The 24,044-nt window shown below is 41.1% G+C and carries 21 protein-coding genes, 1 pseudogene and 1 riboswitch; of the genes and pseudogenes, 7 read left to right on the forward strand and 15 right to left on the reverse strand.

The window, feature by feature from the left end; all coding sequences use genetic code 11:
- The first annotated feature begins 62 nt into the window (after positions 1–62).
- Positions 63–929 carry a helix-turn-helix domain-containing protein gene (locus tag F602_RS0109115; RefSeq protein ID WP_018167671.1) on the forward strand — a complete coding sequence of 289 codons (867 nt, stop codon included), beginning with the start codon at positions 63–65 and terminating at the stop codon, positions 927–929.
- 76 nt (positions 930–1,005) lie between these two features.
- On the forward strand, positions 1,006–2,196 hold the full coding sequence (locus tag F602_RS0109120) for an MFS transporter (protein ID WP_018167672.1): 1,191 nt from the start codon (positions 1,006–1,008) through the stop codon (positions 2,194–2,196).
- A 26-nt stretch (positions 2,197–2,222) separates the two neighbouring features.
- On the opposite strand, the gene F602_RS0109125 is transcribed toward F602_RS0109120, so the two are convergent.
- The 5 genes and pseudogenes from F602_RS0109125 to F602_RS0109145 form a co-directional block, all read right to left on the reverse strand.
- A complete protein-coding gene (locus F602_RS0109125; RefSeq protein ID WP_018167673.1) occupies positions 2,223–2,858 on the reverse strand; it encodes a Maf family protein in 636 nt (211 codons plus the stop codon).
- A 66-nt stretch (positions 2,859–2,924) separates the two neighbouring features.
- Positions 2,925–5,165 carry a DNA internalization-related competence protein ComEC/Rec2 gene (locus tag F602_RS0109130; RefSeq protein ID WP_018167674.1) on the reverse strand — a complete coding sequence of 747 codons (2,241 nt, stop codon included), beginning with the start codon at positions 5,163–5,165 and terminating at the stop codon, positions 2,925–2,927.
- Complete coding sequence (locus F602_RS0109135) at positions 5,149–5,793, reverse strand: helix-hairpin-helix domain-containing protein (RefSeq protein ID WP_018167675.1); 645 nt, start codon at positions 5,791–5,793, stop codon at positions 5,149–5,151. Before F602_RS0109135 ends, F602_RS0109130 begins: the two co-directional genes overlap by 17 nt.
- A 60-nt stretch (positions 5,794–5,853) precedes the next feature.
- Positions 5,854–6,267 (reverse strand): annotated as a pseudogene (locus F602_RS0109140) (Gfo/Idh/MocA family oxidoreductase); the annotation flags it as partial.
- Between the two features lie 193 nt (positions 6,268–6,460).
- Entirely contained in the window at positions 6,461–7,894 is a 1,434-nt protein-coding gene (locus tag F602_RS0109145) for a 6-phospho-beta-glucosidase (protein WP_018167677.1), read from the reverse strand.
- Between the two features lie 338 nt (positions 7,895–8,232).
- Between F602_RS0109145 and F602_RS0109150 the strand changes: the two genes are divergently transcribed.
- The gene (locus F602_RS0109150) at positions 8,233–9,111 is read left to right on the forward strand and encodes a MurR/RpiR family transcriptional regulator (protein ID WP_018167678.1); all 879 of its coding nucleotides are present in this window, start codon (positions 8,233–8,235) and stop codon (positions 9,109–9,111) included.
- A gap of 49 nt (positions 9,112–9,160) precedes the next feature.
- Here the strand turns inward: F602_RS0109150 and F602_RS0109155 are convergent, their stop codons facing one another.
- Together F602_RS0109155 and F602_RS0109160 are read right to left on the reverse strand one after the other, a co-directional pair.
- Complete coding sequence (locus F602_RS0109155; protein ID WP_018167679.1) at positions 9,161–10,003, reverse strand: hypothetical protein; 843 nt, start codon at positions 10,001–10,003, stop codon at positions 9,161–9,163.
- A 208-nt stretch (positions 10,004–10,211) separates the two neighbouring features.
- On the reverse strand, positions 10,212–10,958 hold the full coding sequence (locus tag F602_RS0109160; RefSeq protein WP_018167680.1) for a lysophospholipid acyltransferase family protein: 747 nt from the start codon (positions 10,956–10,958) through the stop codon (positions 10,212–10,214).
- A 101-nt stretch (positions 10,959–11,059) separates the two neighbouring features.
- On the opposite strand from F602_RS0109160, the gene F602_RS0109165 reads away from it, so the two are divergent.
- Together F602_RS0109165 and F602_RS0109170 are read left to right on the forward strand one after the other, a co-directional pair.
- Positions 11,060–11,809, forward strand: a complete 750-nt coding sequence (locus F602_RS0109165; protein ID WP_026183398.1) for a tRNA1(Val) (adenine(37)-N6)-methyltransferase — start codon at positions 11,060–11,062, stop codon at positions 11,807–11,809.
- Entirely contained in the window at positions 11,799–12,062 is a 264-nt protein-coding gene (locus F602_RS0109170; protein ID WP_018167682.1) for a GIY-YIG nuclease family protein, read from the forward strand. The genes F602_RS0109165 and F602_RS0109170 overlap by 11 nt, the downstream gene beginning before the upstream one ends.
- A gap of 37 nt (positions 12,063–12,099) precedes the next feature.
- On the opposite strand, the gene cshA is transcribed toward F602_RS0109170, so the two are convergent.
- The 3 genes from cshA to F602_RS0109185 form a co-directional block, all read right to left on the reverse strand.
- The gene (cshA, locus tag F602_RS0109175; RefSeq protein WP_018167683.1) at positions 12,100–13,695 is read right to left on the reverse strand and encodes a degradosome RNA helicase CshA; all 1,596 of its coding nucleotides are present in this window, start codon (positions 13,693–13,695) and stop codon (positions 12,100–12,102) included.
- A 186-nt stretch (positions 13,696–13,881) separates the two neighbouring features.
- Positions 13,882–15,222, reverse strand: coding sequence for a sensor histidine kinase (locus tag F602_RS0109180; protein WP_018167684.1), 1,341 nt, complete (start codon positions 15,220–15,222; stop codon positions 13,882–13,884).
- Between the two features lies 1 nt (position 15,223).
- The gene (locus tag F602_RS0109185; protein WP_018167685.1) at positions 15,224–15,874 is read right to left on the reverse strand and encodes a response regulator transcription factor; all 651 of its coding nucleotides are present in this window, start codon (positions 15,872–15,874) and stop codon (positions 15,224–15,226) included.
- 241 nt (positions 15,875–16,115) lie between these two features.
- Between F602_RS0109185 and F602_RS0109190 the strand changes: the two genes are divergently transcribed.
- Positions 16,116–16,814 (forward strand): CPBP family glutamic-type intramembrane protease, encoded by a 699-nt coding sequence (locus tag F602_RS0109190; RefSeq protein ID WP_018167686.1) that lies wholly within the window; start codon positions 16,116–16,118, stop codon positions 16,812–16,814.
- An 86-nt stretch (positions 16,815–16,900) separates the two neighbouring features.
- Here F602_RS0109190 and F602_RS0109195 read toward each other — a convergent pair whose 3' ends face one another.
- The 5 genes from F602_RS0109195 to F602_RS0109215 all read right to left on the reverse strand — a co-directional run bounded on the left by F602_RS0109195 (position 16,901) and on the right by F602_RS0109215 (position 23,171).
- Positions 16,901–18,400, reverse strand: a complete 1,500-nt coding sequence (locus F602_RS0109195; RefSeq protein ID WP_018167687.1) for a flavocytochrome c — start codon at positions 18,398–18,400, stop codon at positions 16,901–16,903.
- Between the two features lie 118 nt (positions 18,401–18,518).
- Positions 18,519–18,902, reverse strand: coding sequence for a PH domain-containing protein (locus tag F602_RS0109200; protein WP_018167688.1), 384 nt, complete (start codon positions 18,900–18,902; stop codon positions 18,519–18,521).
- A 220-nt stretch (positions 18,903–19,122) separates the two neighbouring features.
- The gene (locus tag F602_RS0109205) at positions 19,123–20,667 is read right to left on the reverse strand and encodes a peptide chain release factor 3 (protein WP_018167689.1); all 1,545 of its coding nucleotides are present in this window, start codon (positions 20,665–20,667) and stop codon (positions 19,123–19,125) included.
- A 438-nt stretch (positions 20,668–21,105) separates the two neighbouring features.
- The gene (locus F602_RS0109210) at positions 21,106–21,804 is read right to left on the reverse strand and encodes a YwaF family protein (protein WP_018167690.1); all 699 of its coding nucleotides are present in this window, start codon (positions 21,802–21,804) and stop codon (positions 21,106–21,108) included.
- Positions 21,801–23,171 (reverse strand): UDP-N-acetylmuramoyl-tripeptide--D-alanyl-D-alanine ligase, encoded by a 1,371-nt coding sequence (locus F602_RS0109215; RefSeq protein WP_018167691.1) that lies wholly within the window; start codon positions 23,169–23,171, stop codon positions 21,801–21,803. Before F602_RS0109215 ends, F602_RS0109210 begins: the two co-directional genes overlap by 4 nt.
- A gap of 120 nt (positions 23,172–23,291) precedes the next feature.
- Positions 23,292–23,382: riboswitch (THF riboswitch) on the forward strand.
- A 50-nt stretch (positions 23,383–23,432) separates the two neighbouring features.
- On the opposite strand from F602_RS0109215, the gene F602_RS0109220 reads away from it, so the two are divergent.
- A complete protein-coding gene (locus F602_RS0109220) occupies positions 23,433–23,999 on the forward strand; it encodes a folate family ECF transporter S component (RefSeq protein ID WP_018167692.1) in 567 nt (188 codons plus the stop codon).
- Positions 24,000–24,044: the final 45 nt, after the last annotated feature.

A 24,044-nucleotide genomic window follows, 5' to 3' on the forward strand; every position in this document is an offset into this window, starting at 1 on the left:
TTTTTCATTTCCCGTATATGGGAATATCTCCTGCTTTTTGCTGACTATGCTATAATCAATTTATGAATAGTAAACATCTTGGTCAAACCTTTAAAATTTTGCGGAAAAACCGCCATATCCCTCTCAAACAAGTAGCCAATCACCAGGTTTCTCTATCTCAGTTATCCCGTTTTGAGAGAGGTGAGTCAGAACTTTCGATTTCAAAATTTTTAGTTGCCCTTGAAAACATCCATGTGGAAGTCAAGGAATTTATGGATGCCCTTTCTGGATACCAACATTCAGAGCAGATTGCCTTTATGAGTAAGCTCATTGACTTGGAATACCTTCGTGATATTGAAGGCTTTCGTCAGATGCAGGCGGAAGAAAATCAAAAGTTCAAGGAATATCCTGACCGCCAACGCTACCAGCTCAACAGTATTTTACTGCAAGGTTTCATCTGCAAATGTGATGATACCATTCCCTTCCCAAAGGAAGATTTAGAGCTGGTGATCGACTACCTATTTGCTACTGACGATTGGAATATTTATGAACTGATTCTGATTGGGAATCTCTACCTCTTCATTGAAATTCCGCTTCTTCATTTGATGGGACAGGAAATTCTCAAACGTAGACATTTTTACAAAGAAATTGCCACTCATCGCCATCTAGTTCTCATGACCATGCTCAATATATGGGAAACTTGTCTCCACCGCAATGCTCTGGAAGTAGCAGACTATTACCAACAGGAAGTACAAAAACTTATCAAGAATGAAACGAAACTCTATGAAAAGACCATCTTCCTCTTTCTCAAAGGCCTGCAGGCCTACAAGTCAGGACAGATCTTGACTGGTATTGATGAGATGAAACAAGCTATCCAAATCTGTGACTGGCTGGATTCGCCCCATATCGCCAAAAACTTCAAAATAGATTTTGAAAAATTTGTTAAATAAAAGCATATTTGCAAAACTTTATAAATCTTTAAGAATTTGATGTATCCTATATTTCATCAAATCTTGGAGGTTTTTTATGAAAAAAAATGAAATCAAACTGCTAACTAGTCGAGCGGTCAATAAAATTGGGAATGTCGTCTATGATTATGGGAATAGTAGTTGGATTGTCAGTCTCGGAGCCATGGGACAGCACTATCTGGGATATTACCAGCTAGCTGAAAACCTGATCTCCCTTCTACTCAATCCCATTGGTGGAGCTGTGGCAGATCGTTTTAAGCGACGAAAAATTTTGCTGTTGACAGACTTTATAGGAGGCTTCATGTGTTTACTTTTAGCCTTAATCGGAACAGACCAGATGATGCTGTATGGACTTATCACTGTCAATGCTGTCCTAGCAATCTCCCATGTCTTCTCAGGGACATCATTTCGATCCTATGTAGTGACCTTGGTTGACAAGGAGTCTTTAGTAGATTTTAATGCCAAACTGGAAATCATTTCACGGGTTATCAGCATATCATCACCACTTCTGGCTTTTTTATTTGTCGATCGTTTTGGACTCAAACCAACCTTACTACTGGATAGTCTAACCTTCTTCCTATCCTTTATTCTACTTTTTTCTATCCGACAAGAAGAGCAACATGTTAGTGTTCAAAAAGAACCGGCTAGTATTTCGACTATTTTCAGGGATATCAAGGTAGGGTTGGACTTTATTCTTCATGAAAAAGAGGTCTTCTTTTTGCTAGCTATCGCAGCCTTAGTCAATTTTTTTATCGCAGCCTTTAATTACCTTCTGCCTTTTAGCAATCAACTCTTTGCAGATAATTCTAGCTATGCCATGCTCTTATCCATGGGAGCAACAGGTTCTATCTTAGGAGCCGTTTTTGCCAAACACCTTTTCAAGCATTCCCATTTCAGCATTCTCCTATCGCTGGCGCTAAGTGGTGTTGGATTAACTCTTATCACTCCACTGTCATTCTTTGGCCTGCCAGTCATCCTTATCACATCTGGCAATCTTATTTTCGAGTTTTTCCTGACTATTTTTAATATTCATTTCTTTTCCATGGTTCAAAAGAAAGTACCAAATGAATTATTAGGCCGAGTTTTCAGTTCTATTTTTACTGTAGCTGTTCTCTTCATGCCTTTGGCTACAACACTGATGACAACTTTGTCTTTTTCTATCCACATCCTAACCTTTGCAGTCATTGGATTGGGAATCCTGACCATGTCAGGCATGGCCTATCTGTATGCTAAATTCAAACTACACTAAAAGAGAGCTTGCGAAATGCAAGCTCTCTACTGTTTTCTGAAGATTCTCTCTGAAACTTCAGCAACGGGAAGACCAATGATGGTATGGATATCGCCTGTAACAGATCTAATGAGGCGGGGGTCCAATTCTTGAAAACCATAGGCGCCAGCCTTGTCCAGAGGTTGCTTGAACGTGATGTAATCATCTACCACCTGGGCTAGCTCTGGGTAAAAATCAACAAAATCAATCTGAGCCACAGTGTAGAAGACTTCCAGATATCCTCGCATCCGCAAGCAAACAGAGGTCACGACATAGTGGCTTTTACCAAAATAAGATAAAAGCATTTCTTTGGCTTCTGTCGGATTCTCTGGTTTGTTGAAAATCTGGTTATCAGCCACGACGATGGTGTCCGCAGAAATGTAGAGGGTATCTTCATCTAGTATCTGATCTGATTTGGCCTTGGAGATCTCGCAGCAAACCTTGGCAGCCCGTGTCAGGAAATCATCCTGCTTGAAAGTTTCCATATAACGCTCTTCCAAAGAACGCTCATCCACCTCCACCCTCGTGATAATAGGCTTTAAAAAGGCCAATAAATCTTTGCGACGTGGCGAAGTTGATAAAAGAACAAAGTTCTCGATTTTTCCCTTTTTACCAATCTTTTCATATTCAAAAACAGTTTGCATAGAGGGTCTCCTTGCTGTATTTATTTCTAGCATAGCAGATTTTTTCCAAAATGAAAATTGGTAACCTCACTTCACAGTCTCTACTCTCCAGTTCTTCCAACCTATAAATCGTATTGCGCCTTGCTGATCTGTTCTAAGACTGGCAATCTTGCGCTCACTCAAGCGATCCAGCGTTTCCTGATGAGGGTGTTTGTATCGATTGCCACGTCCAGCTGATAAGAGGGCTAGTTTGGGTTGGATATGGTCCAAAAAAACTTCAGTGGAAGAGCCCTTTGATCCATGGTGTCCCGCCTTGAGGACATCGACAGGTAGTTTGGGATAAGTGACTATCAAGGCTTCCTCGCCTGCTTCCTCTAAGTCACCTGTAAAGAGAAAGTTTTTGTTGAGGAGTTGGCCATAGAGGATGATGGAATCATTGTTTCCCCCATCGCCAGGACCAAAAGGATAAAGGACATGGAGTCGACTGCCCATAATGGTTAACTGTTCACCTGCCTGTATGGCCCTAACAGGCACTCGCAAGTCCCTGAGCCGTTGGACAAAAGTTCTATCGGTCAGACTACCTGGGCTAACTAGGATTTCTCCAATATGGATTTCACGCGCCACAACCTCCATATCACCGACATGGTCCGTATCGGTGTGGGTCAGGACCAATTGGTCAATCTTGCCTATACCACGGCTTTTGAGATAGGGAATCAGAGTTCGTTTGGCATTGGCCTCATACCTTCGTTTCTGCCATTGTTCCTTGGCTCCGAATTCAGGCCGACCTCCGACATCAATAAGGATGGTCTTGCCTTGTGCATCCCGCAAGAGGATGCTATCTCCCTGTCCTACATCCACCACCGTCACCTCATTGGTCAGAGGCTGCTTGGTCAAAAAGAGTAACAAAATCGACAGACAAGATAAGCCAATAACTATCTTCTTTCGATGAAAAAAATCATAGATAAGTGCAAAAATCACCATCAACCCTAACAAAACGACAGCTTCTGGTTTACCAAAAACCAGCGAAAAATTGCTTCTGTCTGAAATCCAGACAATCACTTTTTCCAGCCACACAAAAAGAACATTGACCTGAGTCACTGCCACGATGGGCGAAAGGAGAAAGAGGACAGATAAGAGAGGTAACAATACCACATCAAAAATGATAGAAAAAGCAAGAGTCAAGAGAATAGATAAGGGTTGAAAACTATAAAAATAAAAAATCAGAACGGGGAAAATTCCAAAAGAAATAGCCAAACTTTCAACCAGAATCCTCTTGCTCATTGTCAGTTTTTCAAAGTCAAAGACCGACAGTAAAAAGGCATAGGCAAAACTGAGCATACCGCCAGCTGACAGAAGAAAATGTGGCATAAGGACATAGCAAACAGCTAGGGTCATGGCCATATTGTCCAGTCCCCGTAAGCCCATGTTGCCCAGAATCTTCTGGACCAAGGAGCGAATGACCGAAATAGACAAACCTGTCATACCAGCGTAAAAGATGGAAAACAGAATTTGGATCTTATCCACCGTTTCCCGCTTGAGGCCAAAGCGAAGCAAGAGATAACGTAGCTTGTCAATAAAAAAACCAACCTGCATACCTGACAGAGCAAAGAGATGAATAATCCCCAAACTGGAATAAATATCCTCCATCTCCTCAAAATCCGTATCCAACTCTCCAAAAAGTAAACCGCTCATATAATGCCGCATGGGGGCAGGAAAAGTATTGGCAATATATAAAAGTGACTTGCGTCTAGCTAGCAAAATCCAGTCCATAGGATACCTACTCTGACGGACCTGAATCGATAGGATGTCAGAAATCTCCACTAAGGCATAAATTTCTCTTGTCTGCAAATAAGCTCGATAGTCAAAACCGTTGAAGTTTCGAGCTGTCTCAGCTTGGCTCACTTCCGCTTTCACAGTCAATACGACCAAGTCATCCATTTTTTGAAAATAGTTCTGCTCTTCCTGACTTTTAAGCTGATAAAAGGCCTGATACTTTCTACCATCTGATGTAGCCTGAAAGGATAGCCTATCTCCCTTGATACGAAGGCTGTCTGGAATGAGCTCCAACTTGGAAATGTTGGATGGTATACTCTTCTCATCCAATCTAGTTTTGATGACATGGCCCACAAAAAGTACTAGAAACATCAGTAAGATCGGCAGTATTTTCAGTGCTACTTTTTTCCCATACTGATGAAACAATCGAAACCATAAGAAAAAAAAGATGAGCCCTGTCAAGACTGATAGGCGGTAGATAAGGAAATAACTAGCTAAGACCAGAATGGCCAACTGAATAGCTGGAATAGGACTTTTCTTAATCCACTGTGACATAAGGACGAATATTTTCTAATGTCTTGTCGCCGATGCCAGAAACATTGTTGAGGTCATCAACGGAGCTGAAACCGCCATTACTATCTCGATAGGCCAAAATGTCATTGGCCCTCTTTTCCCCGATACCAGAAATGGTGGTCAAGTCTGCGACCGTTGCAGTGTTAAGATTGATTTTTTTTGTAGCATCACCACTTGTGCCTTCAGTAGCTGAGTTGCTTGTGACAGCCTGAATGACACTGACATTTTCTCCCTGACTGGCTACATAGACTACTGCTTCATCATTCAGTTTCTGAGCTAGATTGACCGATTTTTTATCAGCTTGTTCGGAGAAACCACCAGCCGCCTGAATCGCATCATGAACGCGGGCCGACGCATCCAATTCATAGAGTCCCTCGTTTTTAACCGCCCCCTTGACATCGACTACAATCTGGATGACTTCTGGACTTTCAACGGTAGTTTCTTCGAGATTTTTTTCTGTTACTGTCGTGGTCGACAACTCTGGAAAATCTGCAATCTCCTCTGGTTTTTTCTGCAAGAAAAAGAAGGTTCCAAGAAGTAGAATCAAAGCCGAAATAACCGACATTGTCAACTTGTATTTTTTAAATAAACGAATCAATTCTTCAACCATAATATCCTCCTACTTGATTATTCGAAAAAAGCTCCTCAAAGGGAGCCTCATCAGAAAATATTATGCTTGACTTTCTTTCATACGACGAATACCTTCTTCCAGAATTTCTATCTGACGGATGGTCTCTTCATCTTTTATCATTTTTTCAGCGCCGCGGATGATAGAATCATGGATGGCTTGATACACTCGACTATAATCTCCCACTTCCGACACAACCTTTTCTTCATGATAAATACCTTGGTCATCTAGATAGGTCAAGACACCATAATGCTCTGGCAAATCTCGCCCGAAATCCAGCTGATTTGGCATATAGAACTTTTTCAAATCTTCTTCTTGCCGGTCCTTGGTGATAGCATAATAAAAAGCTAAATAAAAGTAGGCGTTCCTCCTATTTGGTCCCAGTAATTGTCGGACATCATAGTGCACATGATCTGGCATTCCAAAATAAGAAATAATCTGATCGATGGTGTGACAGACCTTTTCTCCCCTATTCATTTAGAATAGCAAAGAAAGCCGACAAAGCGGCTTCTTTTTCTCAATAATACTGCTTTTTGTTGTTCATCTCTATGCCATAAACAATCAATGTAGTTATGAACAAAAAATCGAAGCTTGAACAAGAATTCATCAAAGCAAGCTTAGAAAAGTTCACTTTGATGACCAAATTGTCTTAGAGAATAGCTCCATTTGAAGCAGTAACCTGCTTGTACCAATCGTAAGAGTCTTTCTTAGAACGCTCCAGCGTACCATTACCTTCATTGTCACGGTCCACATAGATAAAGCCGTAGCGCTTCTTCATCTCGCCAGTCGTAAAGGATACACAGTCGATACAACCCCAAGGAGTATAGCCCCAAAGCTCGACGCCGTCCTCATTGATGGCTTTTTCCATTTCTTGAATATGGCTACGCAGGTAGTCGATGCGGTATTGGTCGTGGACTGAGCCATCTTCCTCCTTGACATCGATGGCACCAAAGCCATTTTCTACGATAAAGAGTGGCAACTCATAGCGCTCATAGAAGGCATTTAAAGCATAACGGAGACCAACAGGGTCAATGGCCCAACCCCAGTCAGATTCCTTGATATAAGGATTTTTTACAGAATAAGGACTGGAGGCTTCAATGACTTCTGACACATCACGGAAGGCTTGCGAATCCACCACATTACTCATGTAGTAGCTAAAGCCGATGTAATCCACAGTCCCCTCTGCCAAGATTTGCTGGTCTTCTTCCGTAATTGGAATCTTAAATCCTTTGCGCTCAAACATTTTGAGGGCATAGGCTGGGTAGTGACCACGTACCTGCACATCACAGAAGAACCAGCGATCGTGCATGGCTTGATTGGCCAAAAGAACATCTTCTGGACGGCAAGAGTAAGGATAAATCGGCACCATAGCAATCATATTACCAATTTTGAAGTCTGGATTGATAGCCTTACCAATCTTAACGGCTAGAGCAGATGCAACCAAGGTATGATGACCACAGATGTACATGGCCTCTTCTGGATTGTCATAGTCTCCGAAATGTGCACCAGAGTTGGTCCAGCCAAAGATGTCATTGGAATAGTTCATCTGATTGTTAATTTCATTAAAGGTCATCCAGTATTTGACCTTATTTTTATAACGCTTGAAGACAACTTCTGCAAACTTGACGAAGGCATCAACCGTATCACGACTCATGAAACCACCATTTTTCTTGGCTAGCTCATAAGGCATCTCAAAGTGTGATAGGGTGATGACAGGCTCGATACCATATTTCAAAAGCTCATCAAAGACATCATCATAGAACTGCAAACCCTCTTCATTTGGCTCTGCTTCAAATCCTGTCGGGAAAATCCGTGACCAGGCGATAGAAGTTCGGAAACATTTAAAACCAAGGTCCGCAAACATGGCTATGTCTTCCTTATAGCGGTGGTAAAAATCAATCCCCACATGGTTCGGGTAATAATTTCCCTCTACCACACCATCTGTAATAACACGGGGCACACCGTGGGCACCAGCAGTCATGACATCGGCTACAGATAGACCCTTAGAAGTTTCCAAGACTCCACCCTCAAATTGGTGGGCAGCCAAAGCTCCACCCCACAAAAAATTCTTCGGAAATGTCATAAACGTTCTCCTTTATGTATGTTTATTTTTTACAAAAATGAAAGTATCCATCCTGGCAGAATTCCTCCCTAAGGAAAGCTGACAGTAGATGAGGATGATGAGTCTGAGATGCAATGCCTCTGAACAGTTTAACAAAGGCATAGATACCTTGTCTCTTATAAAGAGCATGGCATTCCTCTCATATTTCAACGATTTATTTGAACCAAACTTCTCTGATTGAATATATTCTACCATTTGCTATAATGACATAAAAGAGATTTATCAAATTTGGTCTGGTATTTTATGATTTGCTACCAATTCAGATAAAATATTAAAACATCGTTTCAGGGAGCGTCATCGTGTTTTTAATTGAAAAAATGGAGCTATACCCCTTCTCACCCAACGAGAAGGTGCTTGCTGACTATCTTATGAGAGAAAAATATGCCATTCGAAAGAAATCCACAGCTGATATTGCAGAGGCAGTCTTTGCATCCAAATCAGCTTTGGTACGCTTTGCTAAAAAAATGGACTTTACAGGTTGGGTGGACTTTAAAGAAGCCTTTCTGGAGGAATTGGCCTACCTAGATCAACACCAAAAAGGAATCGATGCTAATCTCCCCTTTGAGTCTAAGGATGATGTTGGAACCATTCTCGCAAGGCTAGCTAGCCTGAAAAAAGAAGCCATTGACGATACCCTCTCCTTAAATAAACAAGAAACCTTATCAGCCTGTATCAAAACACTGTCTCAAGCCGAGACCACCCATATCTTTGCTGTCAGCAACAATCTCTTGAATGCTCAAGAATTTGCACTGCAAATGTCTCGAATTCAAAAAGATGTTCGGATTCATCAATTACAAGGTGAAGTTATGTTCAACGCTTATTTGGCGAAGAAAAATAGCTGTGCTATCATCATTTCATACTCAGGAGAGACGCCTCGGTTGATCCAAATCATGAAGATTCTTAAAAGGCAAGCCATTCCTATCATCCTTTTGACCAGTGTTGGCGATAGCACATCCACTCCCCTCGCTAGCCACATCCTTCGCTTAGCGACACGAGAAAAGCTCTACTCCAAGATTGGTACCTTCTCCACAGACACCTCTATTACCTTCCTACTAGAATGCCTCTATGCTGGTGTTTTTGCCAAGGATTATGAGAAAAATCTTGCCCTACGCAAACACGCCTCCAAATTTATTGAGTTTGAGCGAAGTTCCAGCTCTACTATCTTAAAAGAAGAGTGAAAAAGACTTTCTTGATTCTATTCAAGAAAGTCTTTTAAGCTATTTTCCGCTATTCCACGTACCAAGCAACACCTTCGTACCTCCAGCCTATCTTGGAGATTATGTTCTTCTCATTTGCATCTGTTGTATAAAGATGTTTTTTAATACCTGCGTGATAGAGACGATAAACAGGGATTTCTCCTGTAGAGCGATAAGCTACACCCTCTTGACTCCAGCCCCTTGTTCCTAATACTTGATATTCATTAGGGTCCTTTGTGTAATGGTGCACTTTTAAGACAGGATGATAGAGACGATAGACTGCCTCACCTGTTACACTACGGCTAGTCCAAGCCACACCTTCTAACTTCCAGCCCCTATACATCAATTCATTTCGTTCATTGGTGTCTGCTGTGTAGAGATGTGTCTGTAATGCAGGATAATAAAGCCTCTCTACTCGAACAAGGTTGTCATCTGAAATCTCTATGTGAAAAATCTTTGGTGAGTAGGCTACTGTTGGCTCGTAAGGGGCTCTCTGGATCCCCAAAGCATCCAATTCATCTTCAAAGTTCTGGATCTGTCCACTAGCTGGGAATTTTATCTCTAAGGTTACAGAGCCAGCTTTCAAAGCTTGCCAATTTCCCTTCTCATCAACAGCCAAAATAGAAGGATCAGATACGATATAGAGAAAGGCATACTGAGTATCTTTGATGATGCTATCTTGAAGTGGACGAATCTGACCTGAACTTCCTGTTACAATGACACCTTGTGGTACTGTTGCAGTATCCAAATAAGCTCCACCATTATTGTATGTATAATAGCCTGCATCTCCTGTCTCTGCTTGAGCAGGACTACTCCAGACAACAGTCAGGATAGACAAGATGATGGACAAACCAGTCATTAGTGCACGTTTCATGATAGTCTCCTTATTCTAACTTTCATATACTATTTTCTATCTTACATTGTAGCATATTCACATCACTTCTCCAACTATTTTTGAAAGCGGAATCAAACAACTTACAAATCAGGATTTCCATGGGTGACTAACTTGGCTATTCATCACAAGCAACAAAGAATAGCATGACATATATAAAATGACTTCCGATTGGAAATCATTTTCTTTGCTATTCGCTAATATCAGTTTTGGGTTGCCAGAAAAAGCTAGCCAAAAAGCTAAATAGGTAGGTCAATATGAGAATCAAACCAACGACTAGAAGGATAGGAAAACGGTAAATAAGTGTCCAATATGGAGTCCTGGTTTTCTTGACTTGAAAGGACCTATTCAATTCATCAAGGCGGTTAAATTCTGCTTCAATCCGACGGGTCACTTCTGCTAAGCCAGTATCATCCAATCGCTTAATATCGGAGATATCAATCGGATCACCAAATGCCACATCAATACGCTGACCAGATAAGAGACCTTTAATCTTGAGGGGACCAATGTAGGATGCCGGCATCATCTTGACGCGAGCAGTTTTGGCGATAACAGCCACTCCTCCCTTTACATCAGTAGAATGACGGCTACCAGATGGGAACATCACCAAGGAGCGATCGCTCTTTTTGAGCATTTTGACAGGATACTTAATAGCTGCTGTTCCTGGATTTTCACGATCAATCGGAAAAGCGCCACATTTGCTAATCCACCAGCCAAATCCACGATCCTTGAAAAGTTCTTTCTTAGCCATAAAAATGAATTGTTTAGGTGCTGCCGCATAGCCCAAAAAGACAGGATCCCAAAAGGTCCTATGGGGTGAAATCAGGATATAATTTTCTTCCTTGGGTAGCATTTTTTCTCGGTCATGGTAATGAATGTTACCATTGATTGCCCATAAAAGGACTGTCAACAGATTGCGTAAGTATGAATAAAACATGCATGTCTCCTAAAAATGATTCTATCTATTATATCATATTTTTATCCTATTCTGATGAATTTTCTATCCACCGTCACAGTGGCTTGTGCTATAATAAGAACATGACAAACTCACTTTTAAAAACAGGAGAGCGTATTGACCAGCTCTTTTCCTCTCCTATTAAAATTATCCAAAATAAGGCTGTTTTCAGTTTTTCAGTTGACAGTGTTCTGCTCTCTCGCTTTCCAAATATTCCTGCTAAAAAAGGGTTGATTGTCGATCTCTGTAGCGGAAATGGTGCTGTGGGTCTCTTTGTAGCGAGCCAAACAAAGGCTCAAATTCTCCAAGTAGAATTACAAGAAAGATTGGCGGATATGAATCGGCGCTCTATCCAACTCAATGAGCTAGACCAACAAGTATCGGTCATCCAAGATGACTTAGCCAACCTCACAAATCATATCGGTCGCTCAAAGGTAGACCTGATGCTCTGCAATCCGCCCTATTTCAAAGTAGAACCAACATCTAACCTGAACGAAAGTGAGCACTATCTTCTGGCCCGCCACGAAATAGCCACCAATCTAGACAGTATCTGTCAGGTAGCACAACAAACCCTCAAATCCAACGGTCGACTGGCCATGGTCCACCGTCCCGACCGATTCTTTGATATTCTGGATACCTTACGTCGTTACAAATTAGCACCAAAACGCATCCAATTTGTCTATCCCAAATCAGGAAAAGAGGCAAACATGCTGTTGATTGAAGCTATCAAAGATGGATCGGTGGCAGGTCTTAAAATCCTTCCGCCCCTCGTTATCCATCAAGAATCTGGTGAATATACCGATGAGATTCGGGAGATTTATTATGGTAAATAAAGCCTATATGTATGTGGTCGAGTGTGCAGATGGTACCCTTTACACAGGCTATACAACCGATGTAGATAGACGCATCCAAACTCATAATGCTGGTAAAGGTGCAAAGTATACTCGAAACCGTCTGCCTGTCACTCTCCTCTATCAAGAAGAATTTGATAGCAAGCAAGAAGCCATGTCTGCAGAAGCCCTTTTTAAAAGGCGCCTCAATAGACAGCAAAAACTAGATTATATAAAAGAGCACAGAGAAAACTAAGTCCTGTGCTCTATTTTTTAACGAAAGATTTCCTACTCTATCTCTCACCCTTGTTACGGATAACAAAGCCTGTTTTCTTCTCACTAGAAGTATTTTTATGAGGTTTCTTATTTTCCTGACGGCGGGTATCTTTTTTAAACCGATCATCACGACGTTTGAAGTCACGGCGACTACCATCGCGCTCATCTCGTCTACGGTCTCCACGATAACCACTACGGCGCCCACGTTCGCCCTCACGGCGATTACGGTCATTGCGACCACGGCCACCCTTACCACCAAAGCCACCTCCGGCTGGCTTAAATGGCAATGGTTTTTCATTTGCAATCTCAACTTTAGGCATATCTGCTGGATCTTGCACGGTTAAGTTGAGGACATAAAGTGCCAATTCTTCTGGTGTGAACTCGGCAGCTAATTTGATAGCATCTGCTTTAAACTTATCAAAACGAGCCCGCAATTCTTCATCTGCAAAATCACGTTCAATCTTCTTGAGAGCCACTTTTTTCTTGGCTTCAAAGGCTTCCTGTGCAGTAGCTGGTTTCATACCTGTCATACGTTTTTTCGTCAAGTTCTCAATAATAGAGAGGTAGCCCATCTCATTTGGGGAAACAAAAGTAATAGACTGACCTGACTTACCAGCGCGACCGGTACGACCAATACGGTGAACATAGCTTTCAGGATCCTGTGGAATATCGTAGTTGTATACGTGAGTAACACCTGAAATATCCAAACCACGCGCCGCAACATCTGTTGCAACTAAAATATCAATGTGGTCATTTTTAAAGTCGCGAATGACACGTAGGCGTTTCCCTTGGTCCAAATCACCGTGGATACCTTCTGCACGGAAACCACGTAATTTCAGACCTCGAGTCAACTCATCAACTCGGCGTTTGGTACGGCCAAAAACAATGGACAACTCTGGTTGATCCACATCCATGAGACGAGTCATCGTGTCAAACTTTTCACTTTCTTTGACACGAATATAAAACTGCTCCACATTGACATTGGTCAATTCTGTTGCCTTGATTTTAACATGCTCTGGGTCCTTCATGAACTTGATGCCAATCTGTTTAATCGGATCAGGCATGGTTGCTGAAAAGAGGAGAGTTTGACGCTCTTCAGGTACTCGGCTAATAATGGCCTCAATATCCTCTAAGAAGCCCATATTGAGCATTTCATCTGCTTCATCCAAAATCAAGGTTTCAACTTTATCTAGACGAAGAGCCTTGCGCTTAATTAAGTCCAACAGGCGACCAGGTGTCCCCACTACAACATGGGCACCGGATTTGAGAGCCTTAATTTGTTTTTCAATGCTAGACCCCCCATAAACAGAGCGAACCTTCACTCCCTTATCCCGCCCAAAACGGAAAAGTTCTTCTTGACTTTGGACCGCTAACTCACGAGTGGGTGCAATAACTAGAGCCTGCACATGAGGATTAGTTGTATCAATTTTATGTAAAGTTGGTAAGCCAAAAGCGGCCGTTTTACCAGTTCCTGTTTGGGCTTGTCCAATGACATCCTTACCCTCTAATGCCAAGGGAATCGTTAATTCCTGAATAGGCGATGGGGTTTCAAATCCTGCCGTTACAACCGTTGATTGAATATCAGGCGATAAATTAAATTCTGTAAATTTCAATGTTTTCTCTTTTCTAAGAAGACAGTGCGAAGCTGCCTTATCACGCTTTATTTTGTTGTTATAGACAACTTCATTATTATAACACAATGAGAATAAATAGATAGGAATAACCATTAAAGTATAGAATAATACGTTTTCATAGATATTTTAAAAGTCAGACGACGCATCGACTGACTACTAATATTGTCAAGATTGGCTGAAATCAATTGTAAAACGCATCATACTGTCATCAACAGCTTCAAATTGATACGTAAAACCATGTTGGTCTAAGACCTGCTGAACAAGATAGAGCCCAATGCCCGTACCACCATCCTTCTTGGATCGACTATAATCTGGTCGATAAAATGGCTGAAAGATTTGTTCAAGCTCTTCCAAACGTAATAGCCTCTCAGCCTGATTTTCCACTAACAGTTGATGGTCTTTCAAGATAATGCGAACTCGTCCACCTTCAACTGTATAACGAATCGCATTATCGACAATATTTTTGATAGCCTTCAGCAGAAATAGCTGATTGGCTCTGACTACCACAGGCTCCAACTCCAAATCTAGCTGTAACTGCTTGAGGTTAGCCAAATGAAGCGAGGAGCTTAATTCTTTCCTGACTGCTTCTGCCAAGTCAAACTCAAACTCTCGTTTCTCACCTATATCCAATGTAGTAGCTTCTAAAACAGACTGGACAAGGTGAGACTGCTCCTGCAAAATTTCGCGACATTGCTTCAGGTATTTTTCATGATTCTTAAAATCTCCAACATTGTAAATCATACCATCAATTAGACCCAACATGCTCGCAATAGGCGTTTTTAATTCATGAGAAGTCATGCGAACAAAGTCTGCTTCCTGCTTTCTTCTAGCCTGAGTACGCTCATTTTCTCGCTTCAACTCTTCCATATTGCCTAGTAAATGCTGATAGAGTACATTGATATCTTTGGCTAAGTGAGCCACTTCATCATGACCTTCAACTGGACAGGAAAGTCCAGGCTCTAGACTTTGCATCTGACGAGTTACCTCAGATATTGCTGTAATCCGACGATTGGATAGGCGACTGTAAATCAAAGCAACTATACTGACTAGGAGAAAAACCAACACTAAAACAAAGGGAAATAAAAAAAGTAAGGTCCTGTTGATGACAAACAATGACTGAAAGCCATACTCTCCTTGAAGAGTAAAGGTTTGACCTTCTTGAGAGGTAATTCGATTCGTCCAAATTCCAACTTGGTCATGATTGTCACTTTGAGCATAAGTAGCTGCTATGGGTTCATCTGGATAGAGGATCTCCCCCTCCTCATCTTCAAGAAGTAAATAGAGATTGGGCTCTATCTTGTCAAGCTCGATCATCTTGGTACGAATGTCAGCCTCCGACTGACCATCTAATTCTTTCACAATGGACAGATAAGACTGTTTAATCTCTTGCTCTTTGGTCTGATTGTAATAAACAGGTAGCAAAAAGTAGAGAAATCCTAAAATCAGCAAAAAAGTTCCCACCATCATGCTAGTTACAATTAAAAAATGTTTCCGAACAATACCCATATCAAACCTCCTCAAGTTGATAACCTCTACCAACCAACGTTTTCAAGGGAAGACTTGGCAATTTCTTCCGAATATTTTTGATATGATTATCTAATACCCGACTGTCCAATTCAGTATAACCCCAAATGCCCATCATGAGTTGATCACGACTGACAATCTGCCCTATGTGCTTTGCTAAATAGTCGAGTACTTCATACTCTTTCTTGGTCAAGTTTATCTCTTCATGACCTAGATAAACCAGACCTTTATCTATCTCTATGGTCACCTCACCAATCCTGATAGTTGTATGATCAGAACTATTTCTTAGGATATTTTCTACACGCTTGACTAAAATAAGTGGAGAAAAGGGTTTGACTACATAGTCGCTAATGAGGTGATTGAAGCTGACGAGCTGAGTGTATTCATCTGCTACCGCTGTCAGCATCATGACAGGTACCTTAGAAGTCTTACGAATCTCCTGTAGTACCTCTAGACCAGACAGAAACGGAATCATGATGTCTAATATAATTAGATCGAACTCTTGCTGATGAAATTGTTCGAGAGCCACTTTTCCATCAAAAACTGAAGTTACTTCATAGCCACGATCACTTAAAAACTCTGTGATGACTTGATTGATAACTTGCTCATCTTCCACAACTAAAATCTTGTGCATATTTTCTCACTCCCATCATATTTCTATCCTTATTATAGGGGGAAAGTGAAAATTTGACAAGTTTTTAAAAATAGAGCAAAAAAATGTCAAACCATTGATACTCTAAGGTTTTCTTCATGTTATACTATCTACTTTCTCCAAAAAACAGATAAAAAACAGATAGAGAGTAGGTGACCTGTAGATGTTTTTGATACACTATGATTGAAAATAATTATCTTTTACAAACGAAAGGAGTTCTTTTATGAACAAGGAAAAAATAACTACACTCAAATGGTTTGATATCGCCATCTTAAGCTTGATATTGACAGGACACGGAATCATCTATTCCACCATCCAATATTTGGATATGCTCAAAAATCCTGTTATTCCCTATCCTGACCTTGGTTTTTCACCAATAGAAAACTACCAAGCATTGGCATTTTTACTGGTATGGCTCTTTGTAGCCTTCCTGTACCTCCTCTGGCGGAATTTTGATTTTTCTGTATGGCTCAGGAAAATTCGCCTGACTCCATGGGTACCCTTGCAAGCTCTAGGTTTCTTTTTGTTGGCTGCCTTGGTTATGGATGTCTTTCATCTTCTATCCTATGAATTTGCTATACCAGCTATTCCTAGTTTCTTGCCTATCGTTGCAGATTTCGATTTATCCCTAGTCCTCTATTCTCTCTTAAATGGTTTCTATGAAGAAATCTTCTTCTTAGGTATCTGCTTGACTGTCAAACCAGAACACCAAAAATGGGCCTTCCTATACTCCTTAATGATTCGCTTCGCCTTCCATACCTATCAAGGATTAGGAGCAGCCTTTGGGATCGGTATTCTAGTAGGTTCTCTCTTCTTCTTCCTCTATCAAAAAATGAACAAAAAAAATCTCCTGCCTTTCTTTCTAGCACATAGTATCGCAGATATGATTGGACTATCTGTTCTCTACTACTTCTGGCAATAGGACTAATATTATACAGAAAACTTACCGCACTACACATCATGTAAAAAATGAGCCCAGGATTTTATCCTAGACTCATTTTTTTACTTTTATTTACTATATTCTGCTGATTGGGTACCAGCTTGACGACCAAAGATGATGATATCTGCTACAGCATTACCACCGATTCGGTTGCTACCATGGACACCACCAGTTACTTCACCTGCTGCATAAAGACCTGGAATAACTGAACCATCTTTCTTCAAGACTTCTGTCTTAGTATTGATTTTCAGACCACCCATAGTGTGGTGGATACCAGGTGCGATTTTAATAGCGTAGTAAGGTGCTTTTGTCAAATCGTGTTCCATACCTGTTGTACGACCAAATTCTGTATCATTCTTTTCAGATGCATACTTGTTCCATGCTTCCATAGTGGCCACAAGATTTTCCTCAGGCACTCCGATAGCCTTAGCTAGTTCGGCAACTGTTTCTCCCTTGACAACCATGCCCAACTTATCATACTGTTCAATAGCTGTAGCACGTTCACGAAGAGCTTGATCAAAGACAACATAAGCAGAGCGTTCAGGAAGAGCATTGATTGCTGCAGAAACATTATCACGTGTTTCCATTTCATTATAGAAACGTTTACCTTCGCTATTTACCAGGATAGCTCCCTCACCACGGACTGCTTCTGATACAAGATAAGATGTTTCTTGATAAACAGTTGGATGGATTTGGATTTGATCCATTTGAACCGTATCAGCATCTTCTGCTTCCGCTAAAGCGATTCCATCACCAGTTGCACCTTCATGGTTGGTTGTAACATAACCTTCTAGCTCAGGTTTAAACTTGGTAATCATCTTCATATTAGAACCAAAACCACCTGTTGCAAGAACGACTGATTTGGCTTTAATAGTTTTTTCCTTTCCACCAATCTTGACTTTTACACCCGTCACACTACCATCTTTATCTGTCAAGTCTGTCACATCGGCATTGACAAAAATGGGCACTTCACGTTCTTTCAAGTTATAATACAAACCATTTACAAGATAACCACCAACAGCTGAACCATCTTCAGGACGGTGAATACGTGCTACTGAGAAACCTCCAGAGAAAGTAATCTTATTCAAGCGAATACCCATACTGTCTAGCCAGTCAATAGCATCTGCAGAATGATCTACCATGTAGCGGAGCAATTCTGGATTATTGGTTCCTTTTCCACCTTTAAGAGTCTCTTCGTAGAACAAGTCATTGCTATCTTCAATACTTTGTTCTTTTTGGAACTTAGTTTCCGAAGCATTCATACCACCAGAAGACTTGGAAGTATTCCCACCAATAACCGGCATCTTTTCAAAAATAGCAACATCTGCACCTGCATCCTTAGCTGAGATTGCCGCTGCCATCCCTGCACCACCAGAACCAACAACAACAACATCGTAGCTATCTTTTAATTCGGATGGATCCGTATATTCTCTTTCTGTGGCACCAGACACAACTTCCTCAGTCGTAGTAGCTTCCTTGCTCTCTTCAGTCGTCTTTGAACTACCACAAGCGACTAAAAAGAGAGCGAACAAACCTGCCAGCAGGCCAAACCAAAATTTCTTGTTCATTCTTATTCTCCTTTTTTTAATGAATGTTACAAATATATTGTACTTTATTTCACAAACCATTGCAAGCGTTTTTTTTATATTGAAGACAAAAAAACTCTTCGATTTTTGAAGAGATTTTTCATTTTTTTAGCACTGCCGCTGCCAAGGCTTTTTGAATGGCGATAACGCTCTTATCACTCTTAAATTGCAAAATTTCAGCTGGTTCTACTGCAGAAGAAATCCAAATTTTTAGCTCCGCATCCAAATCAAAATGACCTGAAGTTTCGACTGTAAAACGTGAAATAGATCCATATGGAATGGACTTATAGGAGACTTTCTTGCCAGTGACACCCTGCTTATCCACCAAAATCAAGCGGCTTTCTGTAAAGACAATCAAGTCCCTAACCAAACTAAAGGCCATTTCCACCCGCTCTTGCTCCAACAAAACATCTTGTAAATCTTGTTCTACTTTATCATTGTCTTTTTGTGAGGCATTGCCCATCAAACCTGAAAATAAACCCATATTAGCACTCCTTTTGACTTTTTTAACATTATATCTTATTTTACCAAGGTTGACAAAAATTACCAACTCAACCGAGCTGGCAATTTAAAATATAAAATGAAATAAACATTCTTTTTTCTTTTTACGTAAATACCCTAAAAAGAGTAGTTTCCATTTCTCTGAATTTCTTGAAGCGCTCCAAATGTGGAATCGTGGAAATACTGGTCATTCCAGTCAGCACTTACATCTTTTCTTCCAACTCTACCTCTGGGTACTTGTCTGCAAACCAACGAAGTGCAAAGTCGTTTTCGAAAAGGAAGACTGGTTGGTCAAAACGGTCACGGGCCAAGATATTGCGGCTAGAGCTCATTCGCTCATCCAAATCTTCTGGCTTAATCCAACGAACCGTTTTTTTGCCCATAGGGGTCATAACCACTTCCGCATTGTATTCGCCTTCCATACGGTGTTTGAAGACTTCAAACTGGAGCTGGCCAACTGCTCCCAACATGTATTCACCAGTCTGGTAGTTTTTATAGAGCTGGATAGCCCCTTCCTGCACCAACTGCTCAATCCCTTTGTGGAAGGACTTTTGCTTCATCACATTTTTGGCGGACACTTTCATAAAAAGTTCTGGCGTGAAGGTTGGGAGAGGTTCAAACTCAAATTTATTTTTCCCAACAGTCAGAGTGTCTCCCACCTGATAAGTCCCTGTGTCATAAACACCGATAATATCACCCGCTACGGCATTATCCACATTTTCACGTGATTCTGCCATAAATTGCGTCACATTGGAGAGCTTAGCTGATTTACCAGTCCGAGGTAGATGAACACCCATACCGCGTTCAAACTCACCTGAAACGACGCGGACAAAGGCGATTCGGTCACGGTGGCGTGGATCCATGTTGGCCTGAATTTTAAAGACAAAGCCTGAAAAGTCCTGATTGAACGGGTCAATCATGTCGCCTTCCATTGTCTTATGCCCATGTGGCTCAGGGGCAAATTCCAAGAAGGTATCAAGGAAGGTCTGCACTCCAAAATTGGTCAAAGCTGATCCGAAGAAGACAGGCGTCAGATTTCCTTCTAAAATCGCCTCCCTAGAAAACTCATTCCCTGCTTCCTGCAGAAGTTCGATATCCTCTAGGACTTGTGCATAGAAAGGATTTGCTCCAAAGAGCTTATCCCCATCTTCAAGATTGGCAAATCGTTCTTCACCACGATACAGTTCCAAACGTTCATTGTGCAAATCGTAGAGACCTTCAAAAGATTTCCCCATACCAATCGGCCAGTTCATAGGGTAGCTAGCAATGCCCAATACTTCTTCCAATTCTTCCAACAAATCAAGTGGCTCGCGCCCGTCACGGTCCAATTTATTGATAAAGGTAAAAACGGGGATATTGCGGTGTTTCACAACCTCAAAGAGCTTTTTAGTCTGGGCCTCGATACCTTTAGCAGAGTCAACAACCATCACGGCTGCATCTACCGCCATCAGGGTACGATAGGTATCCTCAGAGAAATCCTCGTGTCCAGGTGTATCCAAGATATTGACCCGCTTGCCTGCATAATCAAACTGCATGACAGAGGAAGTCACAGAGATACCACGCTGTTTCTCAATATCCATCCAGTCGGACTTGGCAAAGGTTCCTGTCTTTTTACCCTTGACTGTACCAGCTTCACGGAGTTCACCGCCAAAAAAGAGCAACTGTTCGGTAATAGTCGTTTTACCAGCATCTGGGTGACTGATGATGGCAAATGTTCGGCGTTTTTTAATTTCGTCTTGTAGTGACATTGTATTTCCTTTTCATATTTTTTTATATAATTAATAACTAATCGTCTTATATTTGCAATTCTACATCGGATGACTCCTACTGTTCCTTGATTTACTCCAGAAGAAAAGAGCTGTTTCTACAACTCTTAATTATATCTGATTTTCGTTGATTTGGCAAAGCCACCAATTCATTTACAGAATTTTCCTCAAAAAAGAAGATGGATCTACAAGTAGTCAAACACTCAGTCACATGAGCCTAGCTAGCAAAACGACGCTCATCAAGCAAAAGTAGTAGTCCACATATCTGATATCACTAATAGATAAAAAGCCACTATCCCCTGTTAAAAGCTATAGGCAGATGGCTTAGCCTAACAAGTCCATTTTCTATAATAATAAAGAAGTTACCTGCACATAACTCCTTTACCATTGTTTAAAAGATTCTTTTTTAAAAGAATCTTATTAAAATTCCTGACTAGCATAGTCTATGACTGCTTCTCCTTTCGTCGCAAAGAACCAATCCACACTGGAAACCAAGAAGGACAAAACGAGTGTGACAGCCCAAAAACGAATTGGTGCTGGTTGATGACCAATCAAAGGCGTAACCTGAAGAAAACCATAGTTGCCACCAGTTAGCATATTAACCACTAATAAGAAGAAGTTGAGGGTGAAAGTCTTGAAAACAACATCCTTCTTCTCCATTCTTTCCCCATGAAAGCGCAAAAGGTAGATAAGGCAGTTGACAAAGAGTGCAAAATGCCCTACTACATAACTAAAAATGGTCACATGTCCAATAGGATAGTGGTCAAACACTGGGTAAACAAAACTGAGGATAGAACCTGCAAAGCCAATTAACACAAAGTAGCGTTTCCATGGATGTTTGTCTGGTAACAATAAAAAGGAAAACATGGCCATTCGGCAATGGTAAAAAGGTAGACTTTCCCTTAATGAAAAGGCCATCAACATATACCAACTATACAATAGAGTCATCTGCAGAATCTGTAGCCCCTTAAAAAAGGATTGATAGCCCTTATGTTGATAAAATCGCAAAGTCGTATAGGTCAAGCTCAAGAGGACAGCAAAGAAGAAAAGAAAAACGAAAGGATTGAGACCAGGTGGTCTTGTCTCCTGATTGGAAAAAAAGAAACTCAACCACTTCATCTTATCTGCTCCAATTCCTCTACTACCTTAGCTAAATTCATAGAATTTGATCCCTTGAGTAGAATTTGATCGACTGGTTGCAGGATGTTCTTAATGTAGACTAACATATCCTCAAACTGATCCTCTGTTGCTGTCTTTTTGAAATAAGCGACTTGATTTGCTGGAAAAGCCTGACTGGCAAGTGTGGCCAGATCTGCAATATCCTCACCGTAAAATACAAGGTGGTCAATGGCATTTGGCGATAAACTGCTCATCATACCTGTATGCATCTGTACCGATTCTGAGCCTAGTTCTTTCATGTCAGCTAAAACCGCTATTTTCTTACCTGTTTTGCTAGCTGGGATAGTAGAGAAAGTCTCTAAAATTAGCTTCATAGCTGTTGGGTTAGCATTATAAACATCCGATAGAATATCTGCTCCGTTGGCTGCTTTTTTCCATTGAGTCCGATTTCCTGTCAACTCCAGATTGGCTAGAGCGTCCACAATATCCTCTTCTTCCACAGCCAAGAGTTTTCCGACACAGGCTGCCACTACTGCATTGGTAGCATTGTATTTTCCAGGGACAGGTAAATAAATAGGCAGACTCAAAATAGAGGTACGGAAGGTCAAGGAGTCCTTTTCTTCCTGCAAATCTTGAACGCTGATTTCTTCATTGTCCCCAAAGCGGATGACCATCATATTATCAGGCAAATAGTCTTCGATAATCGGATCGTCCGGGACAATCAAAATACCGTCAGAGTTCATCCCTTCTGTGATCTGCATCTTGCCTTTGGCAATCTTGTCTCGACTGCCAAAGAATTCCAAATGAGCCTCACCAATCAGAGTGACTACTGATATGTGAGGTTTGGCAATCTTGGATAACAGCTCAATATCCCCCATATGGTCTTGACCCATTTCCAAGACGATTTTTTCTGTATCATCTGGCATATGGAGGGATGTATAGGGTAGGCCAATTTCATTGTTGTAATTGCCTTGGGTCTTGTAAGTCTTATAAGTTGTTGACAGAATGGTTGCAATCATGTCTTTGGTCGTTGTCTTACCATTGGAGCCTGTAACAGCAATCACATCTACACCAAGTTTGTCTAAATAATACTGGGCTAGCATTTGAAAGGCTACCAAACAATCATCTACCAGAACGTAAGGATACCCCTCGATTTCTTTTTCAGAAAGAGTTGCCACTGCCCCATTGGCAAAGGCTGTCTCAATAAACTCATGACCATCCCGAGCCCCTTTGAGAGGCACAAAGAGATCTCCTACTGCTATTTTTCGGCTGTCAAATTCAGCCTGTCGCAGGGGAACGTCATCAAATTCAGCTACTGTATTCTTAGCGCCAACTACCTTGGCCACTTCGTGTAAAGTTAGTTTCATTTTGCTTCCTTCTTTGTTTCTGACATTTTGTCAGTATCTAGTCTATTATAGCATATTTTATAACAATTGGCTCTATTTTTCTGATGAAATTTATGGTAGAATAAAAGCGCAGGTTAACTGCACAGAGTAAGTGATTCGCGTTAAGTGTGTGTGAATGGGATGTCGTCACACAACGAAGCCTTGTGCGCGGTGAATCATTGCATCCGCTGTTATCAAGAATACTTGAAAAACAGCTCCAAATTTCCTAAAGGAGCCTTTTTTATGAAAAATATCTTTGCCATGCCCAAACTGACCACCCAACGTTTGGCAACTATCGGAATGCTGATTGCCCTATCCATTGTGGTGGATAAGTTTAAACTGATTATTATTCCCAACCAGTTGGTCCTTAGTTTTAGTTTTATTGTCAATGCAATCATGGGGGCAATCACAGGTCCGGTCTATGCCTTTTTGACAGGAGCTGTAGAGGATATCATCACCATGTTGCTCTCTTCAAATGCAGCCAGTTTTATCCCGCTTTGGACCCTAATGGATGCTTTTATCTCAAGTCTCTATGGGCTCTTCTTCTATGGTCGTGAAATCTCTCACCAAAAGAAAAAGGACTGGGTTTATGTCTCTATCACCGTAACTATCATTACGGTCCTAGGTTCACTTATCCTGACCCCACTCTTAATTCAAATTTATTTAAAAACTCCATTTATCGCCCAATATATCGCAGGCCGTTGGATTAAGATTTTTGAAATCCCCCTACGCATCTTTGTTCTTATGTTGATATTACCACAAGTACAGCGCATTCCTGAACTTCGTAAGCTCATGGGTATAAAAAAATAAACCTACAAAAAAATCGGAAAGCTCACATCCACTTTCCGATTTTTC

The sequence above is a fragment of the Streptococcus minor DSM 17118 genome, assembly GCF_000377005.1.
GTDB lineage: Bacteria > Bacillota > Bacilli > Lactobacillales > Streptococcaceae > Streptococcus > Streptococcus minor.

Bases quoted from the DNA above. Each gene is read 5' to 3' on its own strand.
- F602_RS0109160 (WP_018167680.1), bottom strand. From the start codon at position 10,958: ATGTTTTATTCATACTTACGCAATCTGTTGACAGTCCTTTTATGGGCA.
- F602_RS0109125 (WP_018167673.1), bottom strand. From the start codon at position 2,858: ATGCAAACTGTTTTTGAATATGAAAAGATTGGTAAAAAGGGAAAAATC.
- F602_RS0109185 (WP_018167685.1), bottom strand. From the start codon at position 15,874: ATGCACAAGATTTTAGTTGTGGAAGATGAGCAAGTTATCAATCAAGTC.
- F602_RS0109115 (WP_018167671.1), top strand. From the start codon at position 63: ATGAATAGTAAACATCTTGGTCAAACCTTTAAAATTTTGCGGAAAAAC.
- F602_RS0109215 (WP_018167691.1), bottom strand. From the start codon at position 23,171: ATGAAACTAACTTTACACGAAGTGGCCAAGGTAGTTGGCGCTAAGAAT.
- F602_RS0109120 (WP_018167672.1), top strand. From the start codon at position 1,006: ATGAAAAAAAATGAAATCAAACTGCTAACTAGTCGAGCGGTCAATAAA.
- F602_RS0109135 (WP_018167675.1), bottom strand. From the start codon at position 5,793: ATGGTTGAAGAATTGATTCGTTTATTTAAAAAATACAAGTTGACAATG.
- F602_RS0109130 (WP_018167674.1), bottom strand. From the start codon at position 5,165: ATGTCACAGTGGATTAAGAAAAGTCCTATTCCAGCTATTCAGTTGGCC.
- F602_RS0109205 (WP_018167689.1), bottom strand. From the start codon at position 20,667: ATGTCACTACAAGACGAAATTAAAAAACGCCGAACATTTGCCATCATC.
- F602_RS0109200 (WP_018167688.1), bottom strand. From the start codon at position 18,902: ATGGGTTTATTTTCAGGTTTGATGGGCAATGCCTCACAAAAAGACAAT.
- F602_RS0109220 (WP_018167692.1), top strand. From the start codon at position 23,433: ATGAAAAATATCTTTGCCATGCCCAAACTGACCACCCAACGTTTGGCA.
- F602_RS0109170 (WP_018167682.1), top strand. From the start codon at position 11,799: ATGGTAAATAAAGCCTATATGTATGTGGTCGAGTGTGCAGATGGTACC.
- F602_RS0109155 (WP_018167679.1), bottom strand. From the start codon at position 10,003: ATGAAACGTGCACTAATGACTGGTTTGTCCATCATCTTGTCTATCCTG.
- F602_RS0109165 (WP_026183398.1), top strand. From the start codon at position 11,060: ATGACAAACTCACTTTTAAAAACAGGAGAGCGTATTGACCAGCTCTTT.
- F602_RS0109210 (WP_018167690.1), bottom strand. From the start codon at position 21,804: ATGAAGTGGTTGAGTTTCTTTTTTTCCAATCAGGAGACAAGACCACCT.
- F602_RS0109190 (WP_018167686.1), top strand. From the start codon at position 16,116: ATGAACAAGGAAAAAATAACTACACTCAAATGGTTTGATATCGCCATC.
- F602_RS0109180 (WP_018167684.1), bottom strand. From the start codon at position 15,222: ATGGGTATTGTTCGGAAACATTTTTTAATTGTAACTAGCATGATGGTG.
- F602_RS0109195 (WP_018167687.1), bottom strand. From the start codon at position 18,400: ATGAACAAGAAATTTTGGTTTGGCCTGCTGGCAGGTTTGTTCGCTCTC.
- F602_RS0109145 (WP_018167677.1), bottom strand. From the start codon at position 7,894: ATGACATTTCCGAAGAATTTTTTGTGGGGTGGAGCTTTGGCTGCCCAC.